The 22,463-nt window shown below is 36.2% G+C and carries 22 protein-coding genes and 2 tRNA genes; 17 read left to right on the top strand and 7 right to left on the bottom strand.

Features of this window, described 5'->3' with window-relative positions; translation table 11 throughout:
* Positions 1 to 18: 18 nt before the first annotated feature.
* From mraY to M0214_RS09675, 10 genes are all read left to right on the top strand, one after another.
* Positions 19 to 1,260: a phospho-N-acetylmuramoyl-pentapeptide-transferase gene (gene mraY, locus M0214_RS09630; RefSeq protein WP_248722355.1), complete on the top strand. Its 1,242-nt coding sequence runs from the start codon at positions 19 to 21 to the stop codon at positions 1,258 to 1,260.
* Positions 1,260 to 2,591, top strand: a complete 1,332-nt coding sequence (murD, locus tag M0214_RS09635) for a UDP-N-acetylmuramoyl-L-alanine--D-glutamate ligase (protein WP_248722356.1) — start codon at positions 1,260 to 1,262, stop codon at positions 2,589 to 2,591. Before mraY ends, murD begins: the two co-directional genes overlap by 1 nt.
* A 4-nt stretch (positions 2,592 to 2,595) precedes the next feature.
* A complete protein-coding gene (locus M0214_RS09640) occupies positions 2,596 to 3,789 on the top strand; it encodes an FtsW/RodA/SpoVE family cell cycle protein (protein ID WP_248722357.1) in 1,194 nt (397 codons plus the stop codon).
* A 57-nt stretch (positions 3,790 to 3,846) separates the two neighbouring features.
* On the top strand, positions 3,847 to 4,950 hold the full coding sequence (murG, locus tag M0214_RS09645; RefSeq protein ID WP_248722358.1) for an undecaprenyldiphospho-muramoylpentapeptide beta-N-acetylglucosaminyltransferase: 1,104 nt from the start codon (positions 3,847 to 3,849) through the stop codon (positions 4,948 to 4,950).
* Positions 4,951 to 6,303, top strand: coding sequence for a UDP-N-acetylmuramate--L-alanine ligase (gene murC, locus M0214_RS09650; RefSeq protein WP_248722359.1), 1,353 nt, complete (start codon positions 4,951 to 4,953; stop codon positions 6,301 to 6,303).
* 16 nt (positions 6,304 to 6,319) lie between these two features.
* Positions 6,320 to 7,012: a cell division protein FtsQ/DivIB gene (locus tag M0214_RS09655; RefSeq protein ID WP_371873478.1), complete on the top strand. Its 693-nt coding sequence runs from the start codon at positions 6,320 to 6,322 to the stop codon at positions 7,010 to 7,012.
* A 16-nt stretch (positions 7,013 to 7,028) separates the two neighbouring features.
* Positions 7,029 to 8,342, top strand: coding sequence for a cell division protein FtsA (ftsA, locus tag M0214_RS09660; protein ID WP_248722361.1), 1,314 nt, complete (start codon positions 7,029 to 7,031; stop codon positions 8,340 to 8,342).
* 54 nt (positions 8,343 to 8,396) lie between these two features.
* Entirely contained in the window at positions 8,397 to 10,385 is a 1,989-nt protein-coding gene (gene ftsZ / locus M0214_RS09665) for a cell division protein FtsZ (protein ID WP_248722362.1), read from the top strand.
* 114 nt (positions 10,386 to 10,499) lie between these two features.
* Entirely contained in the window at positions 10,500 to 10,949 is a 450-nt protein-coding gene (locus M0214_RS09670) for a GatB/YqeY domain-containing protein (RefSeq protein ID WP_248722363.1), read from the top strand.
* Positions 10,950 to 10,955: 6 nt separating this feature from the next.
* Positions 10,956 to 11,029: transfer RNA gene (locus tag M0214_RS09675), tRNA-Arg, on the top strand.
* Positions 11,030 to 11,339: 310 nt separating this feature from the next.
* Here the strand turns inward: M0214_RS09675 and M0214_RS09680 are convergent.
* The 7 genes from M0214_RS09680 to M0214_RS09710 all read right to left on the bottom strand — a co-directional run bounded on the left by M0214_RS09680 (position 11,340) and on the right by M0214_RS09710 (position 15,780).
* Positions 11,340 to 11,609 carry a heavy-metal-associated domain-containing protein gene (locus tag M0214_RS09680; protein WP_248722364.1) on the bottom strand — a complete coding sequence of 90 codons (270 nt, stop codon included), beginning with the start codon at positions 11,607 to 11,609 and terminating at the stop codon, positions 11,340 to 11,342.
* On the bottom strand, positions 11,606 to 11,812 hold the full coding sequence (locus M0214_RS09685; RefSeq protein ID WP_248722365.1) for a DUF2892 domain-containing protein: 207 nt from the start codon (positions 11,810 to 11,812) through the stop codon (positions 11,606 to 11,608). The genes M0214_RS09680 and M0214_RS09685 overlap by 4 nt, the downstream gene beginning before the upstream one ends.
* A gap of 20 nt (positions 11,813 to 11,832) precedes the next feature.
* On the bottom strand, positions 11,833 to 13,242 hold the full coding sequence (locus M0214_RS09690; RefSeq protein WP_248722366.1) for a rhodanese-like domain-containing protein: 1,410 nt from the start codon (positions 13,240 to 13,242) through the stop codon (positions 11,833 to 11,835).
* A gap of 68 nt (positions 13,243 to 13,310) precedes the next feature.
* Positions 13,311 to 14,105 (bottom strand): sulfite exporter TauE/SafE family protein, encoded by a 795-nt coding sequence (locus M0214_RS09695; RefSeq protein ID WP_248722367.1) that lies wholly within the window; start codon positions 14,103 to 14,105, stop codon positions 13,311 to 13,313.
* Entirely contained in the window at positions 14,106 to 14,519 is a 414-nt protein-coding gene (locus tag M0214_RS09700) for a DUF6691 family protein (RefSeq protein WP_248724950.1), read from the bottom strand.
* Positions 14,520 to 14,524: 5 nt separating this feature from the next.
* The gene (locus M0214_RS09705) at positions 14,525 to 15,082 is read right to left on the bottom strand and encodes a YeeE/YedE family protein (protein ID WP_248722368.1); all 558 of its coding nucleotides are present in this window, start codon (positions 15,080 to 15,082) and stop codon (positions 14,525 to 14,527) included.
* A 59-nt stretch (positions 15,083 to 15,141) separates the two neighbouring features.
* Positions 15,142 to 15,780: a Crp/Fnr family transcriptional regulator gene (locus tag M0214_RS09710; RefSeq protein ID WP_248722369.1), complete on the bottom strand. Its 639-nt coding sequence runs from the start codon at positions 15,778 to 15,780 to the stop codon at positions 15,142 to 15,144.
* Positions 15,781 to 15,862: 82 nt separating this feature from the next.
* On the opposite strand from M0214_RS09710, the gene M0214_RS09715 reads away from it, so the two are divergent.
* The 7 genes from M0214_RS09715 to M0214_RS09745 all read left to right on the top strand — a co-directional run bounded on the left by M0214_RS09715 (position 15,863) and on the right by M0214_RS09745 (position 22,461).
* Positions 15,863 to 15,936 (top strand) — tRNA-Arg (locus M0214_RS09715).
* 235 nt (positions 15,937 to 16,171) lie between these two features.
* A complete protein-coding gene (locus M0214_RS09720) occupies positions 16,172 to 17,173 on the top strand; it encodes a GntR family transcriptional regulator (RefSeq protein ID WP_248722370.1) in 1,002 nt (333 codons plus the stop codon).
* A 337-nt stretch (positions 17,174 to 17,510) separates the two neighbouring features.
* On the top strand, positions 17,511 to 18,338 hold the full coding sequence (locus M0214_RS09725; RefSeq protein ID WP_248722371.1) for an SDR family oxidoreductase: 828 nt from the start codon (positions 17,511 to 17,513) through the stop codon (positions 18,336 to 18,338).
* 105 nt (positions 18,339 to 18,443) lie between these two features.
* Positions 18,444 to 19,619, top strand: coding sequence for a mannonate dehydratase (gene uxuA, locus M0214_RS09730; protein WP_248722372.1), 1,176 nt, complete (start codon positions 18,444 to 18,446; stop codon positions 19,617 to 19,619).
* 20 nt (positions 19,620 to 19,639) lie between these two features.
* The gene (kduI, locus tag M0214_RS09735; protein ID WP_248722373.1) at positions 19,640 to 20,482 is read left to right on the top strand and encodes a 5-dehydro-4-deoxy-D-glucuronate isomerase; all 843 of its coding nucleotides are present in this window, start codon (positions 19,640 to 19,642) and stop codon (positions 20,480 to 20,482) included.
* A 3-nt stretch (positions 20,483 to 20,485) separates the two neighbouring features.
* Complete coding sequence (locus M0214_RS09740; protein WP_248722374.1) at positions 20,486 to 21,280, top strand: gluconate 5-dehydrogenase; 795 nt, start codon at positions 20,486 to 20,488, stop codon at positions 21,278 to 21,280.
* 2 nt (positions 21,281 to 21,282) lie between these two features.
* Positions 21,283 to 22,461, top strand: coding sequence for a DUF4861 family protein (locus tag M0214_RS09745; protein ID WP_248722375.1), 1,179 nt, complete (start codon positions 21,283 to 21,285; stop codon positions 22,459 to 22,461).
* Positions 22,462 to 22,463: the final 2 nt, after the last annotated feature.

A 22,463-nucleotide genomic window follows, 5' to 3' on the forward strand; every position in this document is an offset into this window, starting at 1 on the left:
GTCGAAGGGCAAAACAATATGTTATACTACCTATTTGAATATTTAGAAAAACAATTTCAGTTTCCGGGAGCTACGCTATTTGGGTTTATAACCTTTAGAGCGGCTTTAGCCATGATATTGTCTTTGCTTATTTCAACCATATATGGTAAAAGAATCATACGTTTTCTTCAAAGAAAGCAAATGGGTGAGACCATTCGTGATTTAGGTTTGGCTGGTCAAGCTGAAAAGGCTGGTACACCTACTATGGGGGGAATCATCATCATTCTAGCTACGCTTATTCCGGTCTTGTTGCTGTCTAAATTAGAGAATATTTACATCATTCTTTTGATTGTTACGACATTGTGGATGGGGGTTATAGGATTCTTGGATGATTATATTAAAAAGTTTAAAAACAATAAGGAAGGGCTAAAAGGAAGGTTTAAGGTTATTGGGCAGGTTGGCTTAGGGTTGATTGTGGGTTTAACTATGTACTTCCATCAAGATGTTGTTATCAAAGAGAAGTTGCCAATTGCTGAGCAGCAACAAATAAGAGAAGCTAATCCGGATGCTAAAGAATCGGCGTTCTTTATGCCAGAAGCCAAATCAACAAAAACGACCATTCCTTTTGTAAAGAAAAATGAGTTTGATTATGCTGATTTAATTACCTGGATTCATCCAGATTTATCCAAGTATACTTGGATAATATTTATTATAGCAGCCATTTTTATTATTACCGCCGTTTCAAATGGCGCCAATCTCACCGATGGAATTGATGGTTTGGCAGCAGGAACGTCCGCAATCATTGTGCTTACTTTAGGAATTTTCGCTTGGGTTTCTGGTAATATCATTTTCTCAGATTACCTAAACATTATGTATATACCGAAAGTTGAAGAAATAACAATTTATATAGCGGCTTTTGTAGGAGCCTTAATTGGGTTTTTGTGGTACAACACTTTTCCAGCGCAAGTGTTTATGGGAGATACGGGAAGTTTAACTATTGGGGGAATTATAGCTGTTATTGCTATAGCAGTTAGAAAGGAGTGGTTAATTCCGGTGTTATGCGGCATCTTTTTAGCAGAAAATTTATCGGTTGTCATGCAAGTGAGCTGGTTTAAATACACCAAAAAGAAATATGGCGAAGGACGAAGAATTTTCAAAATGTCGCCATTGCATCACCATTATCAGAAGTTAGGGTATCATGAAAGTAAGATTTCAACACGCTTTTGGATTATAGGAATATTGCTAGCCATACTCTCGATAGTAACATTGAAGATTAGATAATGAAAAAGCTAGTAGTGCTAGGCGGAGGAGAAAGTGGTGTAGGTACGGCACTTTTAGCAAAGGAAAAAGGATATAAAGTATTTGTTTCCGATAAGGGGCCAATTAAAGAAAAATATAAAGAGGTTCTTATACATAATGAGATTGAATGGGAAGATCAAACGCATTCTGAAGATAAAATTCTAGATGCTGATGTTGTGATGAAAAGCCCTGGAATCCCTGATAAAGTTGCTTTGATAAAGAAAATTAGGGCTAAGGGAATTACCGTGGTTTCAGAAATTGAATTTGCTTCTATGTTTACCAGTGCAACTGTAGTTGGGATTACTGGTAGTAACGGTAAAACCACAACGGCAAGTTTAACGCATCACATTTTAAAACAGGAAATAGAAGTAGGTCTTGCAGGTAATATTGGTGACAGTTTTGCAAAACAGGTTTTGGAAGAGAATCATCCAAACTATGTCCTAGAGATAAGTAGTTTTCAGTTAGATGATATCATCGATTTTAAACCGCATATCGCTGTTATTACTAACATCACTCCAGATCATTTGGATCGATATGATTATCAGTTTGAAAATTATATCAAGTCCAAATTCAGAATTGCAGAAAATCAAACCAAGGATGATTATTTGATTTATGATGCCGATGATGAGGTTGTTGTTAATCACTTAAAAAATCACCCGGTTCAATCTACATTATTGCCATTTTCATTAGAAAAAGTGATTGAAAACGGAGCCTATTTAGATAAGGATAATATAAAACTAACAATAGATAAGAAACAATTTATTATGCCAACAGCAAATTTAACATTAGAGGGAAAGCACAACGTAAAAAATGCAATGGCTGCGTCAACTGTAGCGCATTTGCTTAAAATAAGAAAGCAAACTATTAGAGAGAGTTTAGAAAACTTTCAAGGTGTAGAACATCGTTTAGAGCACGTGTTGAAAATAAATAAGGTACAGTACATAAATGATTCTAAGGCAACCAATGTGAATGCTACATATTTTGCTTTAGAGAGCATGGATGCGCCAACGGTTTGGATTGTTGGTGGCGTTGATAAAGGAAATAATTATGAAGAGTTATTTCCGTTTGTAAACGAAAAAGTAAAAGCCATAATCTGCTTGGGTGTTGATAATGAAAAGCTGATGAGTACGTTTGGAAATATGGTGGACGTAATCATTGAAACGCAGTATATGAGCGAAGCTGTGAAGATAGCTTACAAGGTGGCTGATTCAGGAGATAACGTATTATTGTCTCCAGCATGTGCAAGTTTCGATTTGTTTGAAAATTATGAAGACCGAGGACGTCAATTTAAAAACGCCGTACGTAATTTATAAGTAAGTGCAAACACTGTTTAAAAACATAAAAGGGGACCGTTTAATTTGGGCAATTGTGGCGTTGTTGGCTATATTATCATTTTTGCCCGTGTATAGTGCTGCCAGTAATTTGGCATATAAAGGCGGCGAGAGCAATACCTTTGCTTTCTTTGTGAAGCACTTTATGCACTTGTTTTTAGGGTTTGCTATTATGTACGGTGTACACAAAATTCCGTATAGGTATTTTAGAGGGCTTTCTTTGGTTATGATTCCGGTGGTCTTGGTGCTATTGGGGGTAACTATGATGCAAGGAACAGTAATTGAAGGAGCAAATGCAAGTAGATGGATACGAATTCCGTTTGTTGGGATGTCTTTCCAAACATCAACTCTAGCTTCAGTTGTTTTGATGGTTTATGTGGCAAGGTATATGTCTAAAGTGAAGGACAAGGCAATCACTTTTAAAGAATCTATACTACCGCTTTGGTTACCAGTGTTTTTAGTTCTGGGGCTAATATTGCCATCTAACTTTTCTACGGCGGCTATTATTTTCCTAATGGTGATTGTCTTGACTTTTCTAGGAGGTTACCCATTAAGATATTTGGCCTTAATTATTGGTTCAGGGTTGATCATGTTAACCATGTTTGTTTTGGTGGCAAGGGCTTTTCCGGAAGCTATGCCCAATAGGGTGGATACTTGGATGAGCAGGTTAGAAAATTTTTCCAACGGTGAAGACACTGAAGCCGATTACCAAATTGAAAAAGCTAAAATAGCTATTGCTTCAGGAGGAATTAATGGCGTAGGACCTGGAAAGAGTATTCAAAAGAACTTTTTGCCGCAATCATCGTCAGATTTCATATTCGCTATCATTATAGAAGAGTACGGTTTATTAGGTGGAATCATTATTATGGTTTTATACATGTGGTTATTGTTTAGGATTGTAATCGCTGCACAAAAATCGGAAACCGTTTTTGGTAAGTTGTTGGTGTTGGGAGTTGGTATACCTATCGTTTTTCAGGCGTTGATTAATATGGCTGTTGCGGTGGAGTTATTTCCGGTGACAGGTCAAACTTTACCATTAATCAGTAGTGGTGGAACATCCATTTGGATGACTTGTCTAGCCATTGGAATTATATTAAGTGTGAGTGCTAAAAGAGAAGAAATAAAACAAAAAGAAAATATAGAGGAGAATCCGTTAGAAATTTTAAGTGAAACTATTTAAAAATTAACTGTCATTCCTGCGGAGGCAGGAATCCAAAAAATGAAATAAGAGGTATTATTGAATCGTAAATCAGGACATAGAATCATATTATCAGGAGGTGGAACAGGAGGTCATATCTATCCTGCCATTGCCATTGCTAATGAGTTAAAATCTCGTTATCCTGATGCTGAGTTTTTGTTTGTAGGGGCAAATGACAGAATGGAGATGGAGAAGGTGCCTCAGGCAGGATATGAGATTAAAGGGCTTTGGATTTCCGGGATTCAGCGCAAGTTAACACTAAAGAATTTGTCCTTTCCGTTTAAAGTAATTAGTAGCCTTTGGAAAGCTCGTAAAATCATAAAATCTTTTAAGCCAGATGTTGCAATTGGAACGGGTGGTTTTGCGAGTGGGCCATTGTTATATGTCGCTGCTTCTAAAAATATACCAAGTCTCATTCAAGAGCAGAATTCGTATCCAGGGATAACCAATAAATTATTAGCTAAAAAGGCTAAAAAGATATGTGTTGCTTATGATAATTTGGAGCGTTTTTTTCCAAGTAATAAGACTATAAAAACTGGTAATCCGGTGCGCCAGGATTTGCTGGATGTGGATAGTAAAACTGTAGATGCAAAAAACCATTTCAATTTAAAACATGGGAAATATACCCTATTGGTTTTAGGGGGTAGTTTGGGGGCTAGAAGAATAAACGAACTAATTGAAAAAGAATTGGACTTTTTCGATACGCAGAATATTCAGATTATATGGCAGTGCGGTAAGTTATATTATCAGCAATACAAGATTTACAACAATACGAAAAATGTGCAGGTTTATGAGTTCTTGAATGATATGGCAAGTGCCTATGCAGCTGCCGACGTTGTGATATCTAGAGCTGGTGCTAGCTCAGTTTCAGAGTTGTGTATTGTGGGGAAGCCGGTGATTTTTATCCCTTCGCCCAATGTTGCTGAGGACCATCAAACTAAAAATGCTATGGCTATCGTGGATAAAGATGCTGCGATGATTATCAAGGAAGAGGATTTAGAAGTTGATTTTGAAAATAAGTTTTCCCAATTATTGGCGTCTTCTGAAAAGCAAAAGGAGCTAGGTGAAAACATTAAAAAATTGGCTTTGGTTAATGCAACAAAAGAGATTGTAGACGAAGTTGAAAAACTGTTGAGGAATTAAATGAATTTAAAAAATATAAATAACATCTATTTTATCGGAATTGGAGGTATAGGGATGAGTGCCCTTGCAAGATATTTTAAAGCCAATAAAAAGCTGGTGGTGGGTTATGACAAAACGCCTACTGAAATTACTGATGCTTTGATGGGTTTAGGAATAGATGTTCATTTTGATGATGCTGTCGAAAATATTCCGGTTGCCTTTTTAAAACCCGAAGACACCTTGGTGGTCTATACCCCTGCCATACCAAAAAGTCATTATGAGTTGAACTATTTTAAAAATAATCAGTTTAGAGTGTTGAAACGCTCACAGGTTTTAGGGTTAATTACCGAAAACACATTTTGTCTAGCTGTTGCTGGAACACATGGAAAAACTACAACGTCAAGTATTTTGGGACATCTGCTTTATGAATGTGATGTTGAGGTAACAGCATTTTTGGGTGGTGTGACAGAGAATTATAATTCCAACTTAATTCTAAACGGCAGCAAGGTGTCCGTTGTCGAGGCAGATGAATTTGATAGGTCCTTTTTAACCTTGTCACCTAATTTAGCCTGCATAACCTCTATGGATGCGGATCACCTAGATATTTATGGGGAAGCCGAAGCTCTCAAAGAATCCTTTGTAGAATTCACAAAGCGAATTAAACCCAAAGGGAAATTATTTGTAAAAAACGGTTTGCCTGTTAAGGGAATTACCTATGGCATTGAAGATGATTCCGATTATTCGGTTCAGAATATAAAAATAGAAAACGGTACTTATGTTTTTGATGTTAAAACACCAAAAACAGTACTTGAAAATATACAATTTAACCTGCCCGGTAGACATAATTTGTCGAATGCATTAATAGCCTTGGCGATGGCTGTGGAATATGGTTGCCCTTACCAACAGCTCGCCAATGCTTTAGCATCTTTTAAAGGGGTTAAACGCAGATTTACATATCACATTAAAACGAATGATTTGGTGTTTATTGATGATTACGCTCATCATCCCGAGGAAATAAATGCGGTACATCAAGCGGTTAGGGAAATGTATCCTGATAAACAGGTTTTAGCCATTTTTCAACCACATTTGTTCAGTAGAACACTAGACTTTGCAGATGAATTTGCTAAAAGTTTGTCGCAATTTGATGAAGTGATTTTATTGGATATTTATCCAGCAAGAGAATTGCCCATTGAAGGGGTGACATCAGATTGGTTAATGGGTAAAGTAGATAATAAAAATAAGCAGTTGGTAAGCAAGGAAAGTTTGCTTGATAAAGTACTGAAAAGCAAGGCTCAAATAATATTAACTATAGGGGCTGGTGACATAGGTGAAGAAGTTCAAAAAATTAAAAAAGGATTAAGCGTTGCGAGTTAATTGGAACTACATAAAAATGATTGTTTTGTTGGGGCTTATAGTCTTCCTGTATGCCTTCGCATCCCACAAAAATGCCCATAGAGAAATATCTCAACCAAACGTTGAATTTGTTGGTGAAAACAACCTTTATATCACCAATGAAAATGTTAGTAAATTGTTAATACAAAATTATAGGGGTGCTAAAAATGTGCCGAAAGAAACTTTAGCTTTGAATGAATTAGAGAATGCCCTGAAATCTAATCCATTAGTGAAATCTGCAGAGGTATATGTGGCTGTAAATGGTGAACTTAACGCCAAGGTTGAACAGAAAACACCAATTGCAAGAGTGAGTACAAATGCGTCATATTACATTGATGATGAAGGTTTGTATATGCCGCTGTCAAGTAATTATTCGGCTAGAGTGCCACTTGTTACTGGTTATGTTGAGAAAAATAATTTGACAAACATCTTTACGGTGGCTCACAAAATCCAGAGAGATGACTTTTTAAAAAAGCATGTGATTGAGATACATCAAAACATCAATAAAGTCATTTATCTAAAACTCAGGCAATGCAAGTTTGTGGTGCAATTGGGAGATGTAAAATTATTAGATAAAAAAATAAATAATCTCAAAGCGTTTTATAAGAAGAGCTTAAAGGAGAATACGCTAAACGATTATAAAAAAGTCAATTTACAATTTGACAACCAAGTAGTGTGTAGTAAAAAGTAAACTTTGGAAGTAAACTATGGAACATAATTTAGCAGTAGGATTAGACATAGGAACCACCAAGATTGTGGCCATGATAGGTCGTAAAAACGATTATGGCAAACTTGAAATTTTAGGTATAGGAAAATCTAAAAGTTTAGGGGTGCATCGTGGGGTGGTTAACAATATTACACAAACTATTCAGTCCATTCAGCAGGCAGTTCAAGAGGCGGAAGTTGCCGCAGATATTAAAATTGAAGATGTTACTGTTGGTATTGCTGGTCAGCACATTCGTAGTTTACAACATAGCGATTATATCACAAGGCCAAACTCTGAAACTGTAATTGATGAAGATGACATAGATAGGCTGATTAATCAAGTTCATAAATTGGTGATGTTGCCAGGTGAAGAGATTATTCATGTGTTACCGCAAGAATATAAAGTTGACGGACAGGCCGAAATAAAAGAACCGATTGGCATGTATGGAGGAAGGTTGGAAGCTAACTTCCATGTGGTTGTAGGTCAAGTGTCTTCTATTAGAAATATAGGAAGGTGTGTTCAAAGTGCTGGATTAAATCTTGAAGGCATTACACTGGAACCGTTGGCATCTGCCAATGCTGTTTTAAGCCAAGAAGAAAAAGAAGCCGGAGTGGCATTGATTGATATCGGTGGTGGAACCACAGATTTAGCCATTTTTAGAGATGGTATCATTCGTCATACTGCCGTAATACCTTTCGGCGGAAATGTCATTACAGAAGATATTAAAGAAGGCTGCTCTATTATTGAAAAGCAAGCCGAACTTTTAAAAATAAAATTTGGATCAGCTTGGCCAGGAGAAAACAAGGATAACGAGATTGTTTCCATCCCTGGTTTAAGAGGAAGAGAACCAAAAGAGATTACTCTTAAGAACTTGTCTAAAATAATTCATGCCCGTGTGGTTGAAATTATTGAGCAGGTATATGTAGAGATTAAAAACTATGGCCACGAAGAGCAAAAGAAAAAGCTTATTGCTGGAATAGTGTTAACAGGTGGTGGTAGCCAATTAAAGCACTTAAAGCAGTTGGTAGAATACATCACTGGAATGGATACCAGAATAGGATATCCAAACGAGCATTTAGCAGGGGATAGTGATGAGGATATCACAAGCCCGTTATTTGCTACAGCAGTAGGATTAGTGTTAGATGGTTTGCAACGCCAGGACAGAAAGAAAGTAGAAGCGAAAGTTATTGAGCAAGAAAGATCCGATGCTGAAAACCAACAAGAGGATGTTGTTGAAGAACCAAGAAGAGAACGTAAGTCGTTTCTAGATAAATTAACGGAAAGAGTTAAGGATTTTCTAGATAACGCAGAGTGATAAAATATTTCATTGAATAAAAACTAAGTACAAAACCCCAGAAAAATAGAATTTATGAGCAGCAACAAAGAATTCGAAAGTATAACATTTGATCTCCCTAAGAATCAGTCAAATGTAATCAAGGTTATCGGCGTTGGTGGTGGTGGTAGTAATGCCATTAACCACATGTTCCAACAAGGTATAAAAGGCGTAGACTTCTATATCTGTAATACCGATGCCCAAGCATTACAAAACAGCGGTGTGCCTAATAAAATTCAGTTAGGCCTTAATTTAACTGAAGGATTAGGTGCAGGAGCAAACCCAGACATTGGGGAGCAATCTGCTGTAGAAAGCTTTGAAGAGATTTCTAGAATGTTAGATTCTAATACAAAAATGGTATTTATTACAGCCGGAATGGGAGGGGGAACTGGTACTGGAGCTGCGCCAATAATAGCCAAAATGGCTAAAGACCTTGATATTTTAACGGTAGGTATTGTAACCATGCCTTTTCAATTTGAAGGTAGAATGCGTTTAGAGCAATCTCAAAAGGGGATAGAAAAATTAAGAGAGGTTGTCGATTCTCTAATTGTAATAAATAATAACAAACTTCGTGAGGTTTATGGAAACCTTGGTTTTAAAGCTGGTTTCTCAAAAGCCGATGAAGTTTTATCTACAGCTGCTCGCGGAATTGCCGAGGTAATTACACATCACTATACGCAAAATATTGATTTAAGAGATGCCAAAACGGTATTGAGCAATAGTGGAACGGCCATAATGGGGTCTTCTGTAGCCTCAGGTCAAAACAGAGCTCAAGATGCCATTAGAAAGGCGTTGGATTCTCCGTTATTAAACGATAATAAAATTACTGGGGCTAAAAATGTATTGTTGCTTATCGTTTCTGGTATGCAGGAAATCACTATCGATGAGATTGGTGAAATCAATGAGCATATCCAGGATGAAGCAGGTCACGGTGCTAATATCATTATGGGTGTTGGTGAAGATGAGTCTTTAGAGGAATCTATCGCAGTAACTATTATAGCCACAGGTTTCAATATAGAACAACAAGATGAGATCTCTAACACGGAGACCAAAAAGGTTATCCATGAGTTGAAATCTGAAGACCAGGATTTAAACACGGAAGAAAAAGAACCAGTAATAATTGCACCAGTTATTGAACTGGAAAAGAAAGAAGAACCTCCCGTTGTGCGTCATACTCTAGATTTTGATGTAGAAGAGGAGGAGGTTTCTGCTGTTAAAAATGAAGTAATCACAGAAGAGCCATCTAAAGCTGCAGATAATTTAGATTTAATACCAACCTCAGAAATCATAAAGAATATGAATGTGGTTTATGAGGAGGTTAAAGCCAATGTAGAAGAAGATGAAGACTTCATAATAAAACCGGTAACCAAAATGGCTACTGATGTTGATGATATAAAAGATATTGAAGTTATTGCAGATACTATTGAAGAGGAGCAGCAAATCACATTGACATTCGATTTACCGCTTTCTAATAGTGTTGAAGAGGTTAAGGAAGACAATGCCCAAGAGGATGTTATTTCTTATGACTTAAACGAAGACATAAAAGATATCCCAGTTAATGATTACACAGAGCTAATTACTGTTACTGAAACTAATGAAGAAGGTGATGTAAGGTATGTGTTGGATGACTATACTGAGGTGGAATCTTCTATGAATAAAAAGCAGTCTTCTGAGGTGATGGAAGAAGTTGAAAATGATATTGTTTTCGAAAGGAAAGTGGTTCATGAAAATGTTGTTGAAGAAGAAGTTGCCGAAGAAATTGACCCAATGAATAGTCCAATTTCAGAATTATTAAAGGAAAGAGCAGAAGAGCGCAGACGTAAGATGAAAGATTTTAACTATAAGTTCAATAATGCAAAAATTGATGATATAGAGAAGGTTCCTGCTTATAAGCGTCAAGGTGTAGATATTAGTAATGACAAACCTTCTGAGAATGATATTTCCAGAACTAGTGTGGGATTAGACGATAATGATGATATTCAATTAAGAAGTAATAATTCATTTCTACATGATAATGTAGATTAAGACTAATTCAAATAGTTATTAAACCCGAAAGGCTTTGCTAAGCTTTTCGGGTTTTTTAATTTCAAAAGATAAGGTTCTTTCTTATCTTCGCATTCCATTAATTTTTTTAGAACGATGAGTTTACAACAAAATATCATGACGGCTTTAAAAACAGCTATGAAAGCCAAAGATCAAACGGCTTTAACTGCTTTACGTGCGGTTAAATCGGCTATATTATTGGCCAAGACAGAAAGTGGTGCTGGCGATGATTTAACTGAAGATCAAGAGCTTAAGATATTGCAAAAACAGGTAAAGCAACGTAAAGATAGCGCAGCTGTATTTTTAGAGCAGGGTAGAGAGGATCTAGCTGCTCCAGAATTAGCTGAGGCTGAAATAATAAGTCAGTTTTTACCAGAGGCTTTATCTGAAGCCGAAATAGAAAAGACTGTTGTAGCTGTAATTGAGCAAGTAGGTGCAGAGGGTATGAAAGATATGGGTAAGGTCATGGGGATTGTTAGTAAGCAATTGGCTGGACAGGCTGATGGTAAAACCATTTCGGGAATTGTAAAAGCTAAATTAGTTTAAAATAATGGCCACGTAGCTCAGCTGAATAGAGCACTGGATTTCGGCTCCAGCGGTCGGGGGTTTGAATCCCTCCGTGGTCACGAATTAATAGAAAAACTCGGCGTCAAATCAAGCTAGCTTGAATTTGTAAGCCGAGTTTTTTTATTTTCAAAGCGGAGCTTTGAGGGATATCTAATCCCCAACTAATCAGATAAGAGGAATAGTATCAAATAGACTCGCTTGAATTTGTAAGCCGAGTTTTTCTATTTTCAAAGCGGAGCTTTGAGGGATATGTAATCCAAAATATCCATAAAACATTTATTTGTAAATTGAAAATGCTCACCTGAATTTGTGTGCTCATATTTTTAGATGAGAGTATTTTTGAGTTAGAATGTACAGAGGTAGTTTAAACTATTTGTTCATTCTGCCTATGGCGCAACTCACAAAAGATTTTGCTTTTGTTGTGAGCGCGTTTTTATCTCCAACTTCTGGATAGCCCAATTTATTAAGCAAGCTTTTTACAATATCTATTGTTTTTTCATTGTCGTGAGAAAATGAGATGGTGTTGTCCTCGTTATTGACCATGATGTCGTTAACTAATCCTATTTCAGATAATTTTGCGGTAATTGTATTTGCACAACCACCACATTTTAAGTTTTGAATTTCTAGGGTCGTTTTCATTTTTTTATTCTACAGGAGTTAATGCCTATTATTCTGTATAATGGGCAGAAATTAATTAGGCTGGTTACTAATAAAATTATACCTACCGTCATTAAAATGTAAGCAAGAGTCCCTTCAATTATATTATAATAATAGAGTATGGCTACGGCTACAGCTATTAATACTCTTACGCCTTTGTCTAGATTTCCTAAGTTTTTTTTCATATTTATTTAAATTGAGTTGACTATAATTTTGAAGGACATACGTAGTCCGTTTTTGGTAGGTCTGTGTTTTTTAGTGCGGCATATCCTCCAGCAATATCAATCACATCATAACCTCGGGCTTTTAAAATAGATGCAGCTATAACCGACCTGTAACCTCCAGCACAATGAATGTGGTAGCTTTGCTTCTGGTCTATGGTGTTCATATTGTCATTTAGATAATCTAAAGCAAAATGAACTACATTATCGCCTTCTAGGTGTTCCGATCTATATTCGCCATCTTTTCTAACATCAAGTACTGTAATAGTATCGTTTTTAAATCGGTTTGCTAATTCTTCCGCAGATATGGATTCGATAGATTCAATATCTTTACCTACACTTTTCCAAGATTCGATACCGCCTTCTAAATAACCTAAGGTATTATCGTAACCAACCCTTGACAGTCTGGTAACGGTTTCTTGAGCTTTCCCTTCAGGAACAACCAAAAGTATGGGTTGTTGTAAATCGGTGATTAGAGCCCCAACCCAAGGAGCAAAACCACCATGGATACCTATAAATATAGAATTAGGAATATGACCCTTTACGAATTCTTGTTCGGTTCTAACATCCAATACTAAAGCGCCTTCTTGATTAGCAATACGCTCAAAATCTTCAGGGGTTAAAGCGATATTACCTTTTTTAAGAACGGTGTCGAACTCTGTATATCCAAATTTGTTCATTTGGGCATTCTTTGCAAAATATTGAGGTGGGGGAGCAATACCATCAAGTACTTCCTTAATGAATTCAGCTTTGGTCATATCTGCTCTAAGCGCATAATTAGTTCGCTTTTGATCCCCTAAAACACCAACAGTTTCTTTACTTAAATTTTTTCCACAAGCAGAACCAGCTCCATGAGCAGGGTATACTATAACATCATCTGCTAAAGGCATAATCTTATTTCTTAAGGAGTCATAGAGCTTACCAGCTAAATCTTCTTTGGTTAAATCAGATTTGATAGCTAAATCTGGTCTGCCTACGTCGCCCAGAAATAATGTGTCTCCAGAAAAAATAGCATGGTCTTTGCCGTTTTCGTCAATTAAAAGGTATGTAGAAGACTCTAAAGTGTGGCCTGGAGTGTGAAGAACTTTGATAACAATGTCTCCAAGGTTAAATTCTTCACCATCAGTTGCAATATGAGCTTCATAACTGGTTTGCGCTCCTGGTCCAAAAATAATAGACGCCCCGGTTTTCTTTGCTAAATCTACATGGCCTGAAACAAAATCGGCATGAAAATGCGTTTCAAAAATATACTTGATTTTAGCATTTTCATTTTTAGCTTTATCAACATATTGTTGCGTTTCCCGAAGAGGGTCGATAATGGCAACTTCGCCTTTAGATTCTATATAATAAGCGCCGTGAGCAAGACATCCTGTATATATTTGTTCTATTTTCATAATTGTTTTGTTTTTTCAAATTTACCAAACCAAAGCGTGTTTCTTTGTGACCTAGGTAACATAACCAATCATAGGTTTATTTCCCTATAAACAATATAAATCGCCATGATTAAAGTAAAAACTCCGAAGCTCTTTTTTAATTTATTGCCGTCTATAAATTTAGAAAGGTAAACACCAACTAGTATTCCTAAGATAGATATGAAAGAGAAAGAAAGGAGGAATACCCAATCAATATCTATGGTTTGCATGTCGCCTGTAAATCCAATTAATGAATTGATGGTGACTATGATTAATGATGTGCCTACCGCTTTTTTCATAGGAATTTTAGCCCAAAGTACTAAGGCTGGAACGTAAAGGAATCCACCGCCAGCACCTATTATTCCTGTTATAGTTCCTATGATTAAACCCTGAATGAATGTTTTGTAATAAGCTTGCTTATAATCGGGAGCATTGCCATTTTTCTTGTTTTTAATCATGGAGATGGAAGAAATAAGCATGATGATTGAAAAGAAAATCATGATTCCCATTTCTTTGGTGAATGATAAGCTTCCTAAAGTAAGTAATGTGTCTGGTATATTAGGAACTAAATAGCGTCTTGAAAGATAGACCGCAACAAACGAGGGGAACGAAAAGGCTAGCCCTGTTGTTATGTCTAACAGTCCTTTTTTGTATTTCTGGAATGTACCTATTAACGAAGTGATGCCGACAACAAACAACGAATATGCTGTTGCGATAATAGGGTTATAACCTAAAAGGTAAACTAAAAGCGGTACAGTTAAAATAGAACCACCACCACCAATAAGCCCCAGAACTAAGCCAACAACCAGTGCTCCTAAATAGCCTAAGATTTGGGTGTTGTCCATTTAGTGAGGTAGCTTGTTTTTTAAAATACCATATATAAAAGTGCCAATTAATGCTGCAGCGATGACAATTAGCATGCTGTAAACACCAGTGCCCAATAAAATATACATAGGACCTGGACATGCACCTATTAAAGCCCATCCAAATCCAAAAATGGTACCTCCAATAATATATCTTAAAAACCCTTTGTCTTTTTTAGGTACAACGATTTCTTTGCCTTGTATCGTTTTTATATAACCCTTTTTGGATAAGCTCAGGAAAAGAATGCCTGCAGCTATTGCTGTACCTATAATACCATACATGTGAAAGGATTGAAATCTGAACATTTCGTAAATCCTATACCATGAAACGGCTTCAGACTTTACTAAAATGATTCCGAAGATGACGCCAACTAATAAAAACTTTAAAAATTTCAACATAACTAAAAAATTAAGGGTAAAAGGATATTGGTCATAATTAGGCCTCCGATAAAAAAGCCAATTACAGCTATTAAAGAAGGTCTTTGTAAACTGCTTAAACCTGTAATAGCGTGACCTGAAGTACAGCCTCCGGCGTACCTAGTGCCAAATCCAACCAGTAATCCGCCAATAATTAACAACAATAAACCTTTAATAGACATAACGGCTTCTAAGTTGTAAAGTTCGTTTGGAACCAATGTCTTGCCAGCATTTTCAAACCCCATGGATTGAAGTTCTGCAACCGTTATTGGATTCAAAGCTGTAATAGAATCATTGGATAAATAATTAATGGCAATAAAACCACCAAATATAGCACCTGCTACCACGGTAAGATTCCAAATTTGAGCTTTCCAGTCAAACCTAAAGAAATCAGCAAATCTATCGGCACCAAATGCAGAACACATAGTTCTCAAGTTTGATGACATACCAAATGTCTTTCCAAAGAAAAGTAGTAAAGCCATAATCAAGGCTATCAATGGGCCTGACACATACCAAGGCCATGGATTTAAAATTGTTTCCATTTTTAATACGTTTAGAGTGTAAAATTAATTAGTAAAGTGTAAGAAAGGTGTAACCTAGGTTACTTAAAGTTTAAAACTTCAATTTTATTTCTTCCCAGAATAATTCTGTTTTCTTTTTCTAATTGTTTGAGCAGTCTAGATATAACGACTCTACTCGTGTGCAAATCTTCTGCTATTTCTTGATGTTTAATAGAGATTGTGTTAGAATTGTTCAAGATGGTTTTATTAGCTAAATATTTAATCAAGCGTTCATCCATCTTCAAGAAGGCTAAACTATCTATTGCCTCGAGCATTTCGTCAAATCTGGTTTGATAGCTCTCCAAAATAAAATTCCGCCAAGTTTCATTGCTGTGAAACCATTCATGCATTTTTTGGGCAGGAATCATGATTAAGGAGGAGTCCTGCTCTGCAACAGCCCTAATTTTACTTTTTGAAGTGCCCATGCAACACGTTAAAGACATTGTGCAGGTTTCACCAGCTTCAAGGAAATATATAAGCAAGTCATTACCTTCGTTGTCTTCTCTTAAGATTTTGATATTTCCGCTTAAGAGTAATGGGATAAATCTTATGGGCTGATTTATATCAATGATAATATCATCTTTAATAAAAGACTTAAAAACGCCTACAGATAAAATCTCATTAATGATTTTATTGTCTAGTGTATAACCAAATTTTTGCTTTACTATTTCCTCTGTCATGACTCAAAAATACGGATTTATAAAATTGAAATAAATTGTTTGGTATAGTTTTAATAAATAGTATATTTGCACGCACAAAATCGGCCGCGTGGCGCAACTGAATAGCGCACTTGATTACGGCTCAAGAGGTTGCAGGTTTGAATCCTGCCGCGGTCACAAAAAGCAAGTTCTAAATATGAGAGCTTGCTTTTTTTTCTTATTATAAGTTTCTTTTTTAATTAAAACAGTCATTTTTTTTTCATGAACTTGTTTGTTTTAGAACAAGGATAGTGCAGGATAGGTTATTTTCAATATTTCCTTTTATTTGGTAAATTCACGATACATTCTTTGAGAGGTGTTTTTTTAATGTCGTGAGTTTTACTCTTAAAGTTGTTTTTGCATTATATTTAACATGGTCGAGACTCGAATAAAAATTAAGAATTTAAACAATAACGATTCACCTAAATACATTAAAATAGTTAACGCCATTAAGGAAGCTATAGATGTTAATGAATTAAGGATAGGGGACCGTATTCCCTCTATAAACGAATTTAGCAAAGACTACAAGGTTTCTAGAGACACCGTATACAAGGCTTATGTTTTATTGAAGGAGGAAGGCTATGTTAATTCTACACCAAATAAGGGGTATTATATTACGGAGAGCAGAAAAAAAGTACTGTTGTTAATAAGTACATTTAAGGCTTACAAAGAGGTTTTTTACCATTCCTTTATGAGTTGTTTGCCAAACAATGTTATTGTGGATTTACAGTTTCATCACTACAACATCAAGAACTTCAAGTCGATGTTAAATGCGGATAATGGTAAGTACTTTAAGTATATTGTTATGGGATTTGATCATCCCGAAGTTAAATCATCATTATCTAAAATAGACAATAATAAACTGCTTCTTATAGATTGGAAAGCTAACCTGGGAGTTTCAGGAAACTATGTGTTTCAGGACTTTGGTGAGTCATTTTATTCCTGTTTAAAAGACGCCAAAGAAGCCTTTAGTAAGTATACTAAACTTGTTTTTATTTACCCAGAATTCACATATCATCCTTATGAAAGTGTTAGGTATTTCGAGAAGTTTTGTGAATCAAACAATTTTGAATATAGTATTTGCAAGAAATCCTCTAAGCTGAAGGTTGAGAAAGGAACAGCATATATTAGTGTGAACGATCGTATCCTTTACGAGTTGTTAAGTCAATCAAGCACTGCTGGTTTAGAAGTTGGAAAGGAAGTTGGTATATTGTCATATAACGACACCCCGTTAAAGAAATTTACATATAAGGGGATATCGGTAATTTCAATTGATTTTAAGGAATTTGGAGCAGAAGTTGCCGAGTTTATTTCTTCTACACAGCCACTACAAAGATACTTAACAACAAGACTTATTCTCAGAGATTCTTTGTAGTAACTGGGTTGCTGTAAGTTGTTTTTTTAAAAGTTGCCCCTACACATCTTATCAGGACAGAGCAGGACACTTTAGAGGAGTGTGTTATTTAGCTTTGTTAGGACTTCAATCACAGTGTTGGTTTTTTAAAATAGTGAAGTTGAGAGATCAGTAAATCGACCTTTTGAAGTACAATTTAGGTGTGTTTATAGTACAAAGCATCTGTTTTTCTTTGCACCGCCTAAGCTAAATGCATTGTTTTGTAAAGTCGAAGAGTCTTCTTTAGGAAGACTGATTTGAGAAAACTTCGTAAAAACAGGTTTTAAGTAAAAACTAAAAATTAAACAATTATAAGAGAATGAGTAAAACTATTGTAATAACAGGAGCAGGAGGCGTGCTATGTAGTACTTTGGCAGAGGCTTTGGCCAAACAAGGTCATAATATAGCCTTATTGGATTTAAATAAAGAAGCCGCTACAGCAGCAGCTGAAAAAATTAACAAAGAAGGAGGTTCGGCAATTGGTGTCGAAGCTAATGTTTTAGAAAAAGACTCATTAATATCCGCAAAAAAAGAGGTTAATGATGCTTATGGTGAATGTGATATTTTAATTAACGGTGCTGGAGGGAACCATCCTCTAGGGACAACAAGTAATCCTTTTTTAGAAATGGAGGATTTAAAAAATACCACAGAAGGTTTTAAAACGTTTTTTGATTTAGACCCAAAAGGTATCCAATTTGTATTCAACCTAAATTTTATTGGGACCTTATTACCAACTCAAATTTTTGCTGAGGATATGGTTGGAAGAGAAGGATGTAGTATCTTAAACATTTCTTCAATGAATGCATTTACGCCATTGACCAAGATTCCGGCTTATAGTGGAGCTAAGGCAGCTGTTTCCAATTTCACTCAATGGTTAGCAGTTCATTTTTCTAAAGTTGGAATAAGGGTAAATGCGCTTGCGCCTGGATTCTTCTTAACAGAACAAAACAGAACCTTGTTAACTAATCCTGATGGAAGTTTAACACCAAGAGGAAACCAAATTATTGAACAAACACCTATGGGGAAATTTGGAGAGCCAGAGCATTTGGTGGGTACCACCTTATGGTTATGTGGAGAAGGATCCTCATTTGTAACTGGTGTTGTAGTGCCTATCGATGGTGGGTTTAGTGCTTATAGCGGTGTTTAAAATAAAATAGTTAACCGAATGGCCTGATGTATTGATTTCAATAAATACTCTGATCATGCTAATATTAACTGTAGAAAACAAAAAATTAAAATAATAATTATATAAATGGAGCAAACATGGAGATGGTACGGACCAAACGATCCAGTATCTTTATCAGATGTTAAACAAGCAGGAGCTACAGGAGTAGTTTCGGCATTACATCACATTCCTAATGGAGAAGTGTGGACCGTAGAAGAAATACAAAAGCGAAAAGATATTATAGAAAATGCAGGATTGACTTGGAGTGTTGTAGAAAGTATACCTGTTCATGAAAACATAAAAACGCGCTCAGGGAATTTTAAAGCTTATATAGAAACCTATAAGCAAAGCATAGAAAACTTGGCCAAATGCGGAATACATATTGTGTGTTACAACTTTATGCCTGTACTGGATTGGACAAGGACCGATTTAGCGTTTAAGGTAGAAGATGGGTCTGAAGCACTACGTTTTGATGTTACTGCATTTGCAGCTTTCGAATTATATCTCCTTAAACGACCGGGTGCAGAGAGCGCATATACCAAAGCTCAAAAAGAGTCTGCAAAGACTTATCTTGAAGGACTTTCTGAAGATGAAAAGAGTAAACTCGTAAATAATATAATTGCTGGTTTACCAGGTGCAGAAGAAGGATACACCCTTGAGCAATTTCAAGGTATTTTAGATACTTATAAAGATATTGATGCCCAAACTTTGCGGGATAATTTGGTTGAATTTTTAAAAGAGATCATACCAGTGGCCTCTCAAAATAATGTGCTAATGTGTATACATCCAGATGATCCACCGTATCCAATTTTAGGCTTGCCTAGGGTCGTTAGTACAGAGTCCGATTATGCATACCTGTTCGATAATGTTCCAGATAGAGCCAATGGTATAACATTTTGTACAGGTTCACTGGGAGTTAGGGAGGACAACGATCTAGTGAATATATTTAGACGATTTGCGGATCGCGCTCATTTTTTACACTTACGTAGTACAAAGCGAGATGAAGCTGGTAATTTTTATGAGGCTAATCATTTAGATGGCGATGTTGATATGTATGCTGTGGTAAAAGAAATTTTAGTTGAAGAAAAAAGACGTAAAGCAGAGGGTAGAGCAGATGCTGCAATACCAGTTCGACCAGATCACGGACATCAAATGCTAGATGATTTAAATAAAAAAACAAATCCAGGGTATTCGGGGATTGGTAGATTACGAGGTCTTGCGGAATTACGCGGACTAGAATACGGTTTAAAACAAACAATATAAAACAAACATAACTTTTTGCCATGAGCACACATTACGAAACAAGATATGCGTCAAGTCCACAAGCAGTGAAGGCTTACGACACTAAGCAATTAAGAGACGAGTTTTTAATTGATAATCTAATGCAAGAAGATCAATTAATTTTGGTGTACACACACTATGATAGATATATGGCTGGTTCTGCAGTGCCTGTTGCTGGACCTGTTGTTCTTGAAACCATAGATCCATTAAAATCCAGTTATTTCCTAGAAAGAAGAGAGTTGGGAATAATAAATGTAGGGGGAGATGGAACTGTTGAGGTAGATGGAGATGTTTATGAACTAACCTTAAAGGATGCGCTTTATGTTGGTAGTGGAAATGAAAGTGTTGTGTTTAAAAGCAATGATGCCAGTAACCCAGCTAAATTTTACTTAAACTCTGCACCAGCTCACCAAAGCTTCCCAACAAAGAAGGTAAGTAAGGCAGAAGCTAATAAAATTGAGTTAGGGTCTTTAGAAACAGCAAATCACCGCACGGTAAATCAGCAGATTATTGGTGGGATAGTTGAGACATGCCAATTGCAAATGGGAATGACAGAGCTTAAAACAGGAAGTGTTTGGAATACCATGCCTGCTCATGTTCACGATCGTAGAATGGAAATCTATTATTACTTAGACCTTCCTGAAGATCAAGCAGTTTGTCACTTTATGGGGCAGCCACAAGAGACCAGACATATATGGATGCAAAACCACCAAGCTGTGATTTCACCACCATGGTCTATTCACTCTGGTTCGGGAACTTCAAATTATACCTTTATCTGGGGAATGGCAGGTGAGAATTTAGATTACGGCGATATGGATGTTGCTAAAATTACAGAATTGAGATAGGTTATGAGTACTACGTTATTCGATATAAAAGGAAAAATTGCCTTGGTTACGGGTAGTACCCATGGTCTTGGTATGGCTATGGCCAGAGGTTTAGGTTTAGCAGGAGCAACTATAGTTGTTAATGGGAACTCTTCTCAAGAAAAGATAGATAAAGCAGTAGCAGAATACAAAAGCGAAGGCATTAATGCTGTTGGTTATAAGTTTAATGTTACAGATGAAGCTGAAGTAATTTCGGCAATTGCAAAAATTCAAGAAGAAGTAGGGCATATTGATATATTAATCAATAATGCTGGTATCATCAAACGAACACCTCTTATTGAAATGGAAGTGGCCGACTTCAAACAAGTTATAGATGTAGATTTGGTAAGCCCTTTTATTGTGTCAAAACACGTGGTACCGGCAATGATAGAACGAAAAGAAGGCAAGGTTATAAATATATGCTCTATGATGAGTGAATTGGGGCGCAATAGTGTGGGTGCATATGCAGCAGCAAAAGGCGGCTTAAAAATGCTTACGCAAAATATGGCTACAGAGTGGGCAAAACACAATATCCAAGTAAATGGTATAGGACCAGGGTATTTTGCAACATCTCAAACAGCGCCTATTCGTGTAGATGGACATCCTTTTAACGATTTTATTGTAAATAGAACACCTGCAGCCAAATGGGGAGACCCAGACGATTTAGCGGGTGCTGCTATATTCTTATCCTCTAAAGCCAGTGACTTTGTAAACGGTCAAGTGGTTTATGTCGATGGTGGTATTTTAGCAACAATTGGAAAACCTTCAAACGAAGATTAGGTATGAAGACCACTTCAATATTTATCTTGATATCAAGTGTATCTATATTCTTAGGTTGCGGAGGTAAGGCATCACAAATTATTACCGTTAAAAACCCCTTGGATATTTCGAGAAGTCATGAGACAATTGAAATAAATGTAGCTGATATTCTCTTGGAGAAAGATAAGAATATTAACGATGTAGGTGTTATTGATGCCGAAACGGGCAAAGTTTTAATTACACAACTTGTCGATGAAAACCAAGATGGTAAATACGATATTTTATTATTTCAAGCAGAGGTTAATGCAAATTCTGAAAAGCAATACAAATTAACTGTAGTTAATTCTGATGAAAAGAAAACATCTATAGATTATTGTTTTTCTCGATTTGTTCCTGAGAGAACCGATGATTACGCTTGGGAAAATAATAGAGTAGCCTTTAGAACGTTTGGGCCTGTTGCTCAAAAAATGGTAGAAGATGGCGTTAAGGGAGGTACATTATCTAGTGGAATAGATGCTTGGTTAAAACGAGTAGAATTTCCCATAATAGACCTATGGTACAAAAGAAATGACGCTAAGAAAGGTGCTTACCATAAAGACCACGGTGAAGGTTTAGATAATTTTCACGTTGGTATTAGTAGAGGCGTTGGAGGTGTAGCGGTTAAGATAGATACTGCGTTCTATGTGTCTCGAAACTTTACTAAATGGAAAACCATTACTACCGGACCTATTAGAACAAGTTTTGTCCTAGAGTATGCCAATTGGAATGCTGGAGAAAATTCAATTTCAGAAGTAAAACATGTTTCCTTAGATTATGGAAGTAATTTATCTAGATATGAAGTAGAAATAACTGGTACCGATAATATTTATTCAGGGTTAACGCTTCATGAAAAAGATGGGAAAGATAGCCAGAATAAGGAGTTTGGTTATGTTTCTTACTGGGAGCCTCATGGTGATTCCGAATTGGGTACGGGTATAGTTGTGCCAAATGGTAATATGTTGTCTAGCGAATTATTCGATACACCCGTAAAGGACTGGAGTAATTTATATGCTCAAATTAAATTGGATGAAGGTAAGGCGCTGTATTATGCAGGATTTGGTTGGAAGAAATCCAATCAGTTTTCTTCGCAGGAGGAATGGGAGAACTATCTTAAAACATTTTCATTAAAAGTAAACAATCCACTTATTGTTTCAGTTAATTGATT

The sequence above is a fragment of the Seonamhaeicola sp. ML3 genome, from assembly GCF_023273855.1.
GTDB lineage: Bacteria > Bacteroidota > Bacteroidia > Flavobacteriales > Flavobacteriaceae > Seonamhaeicola.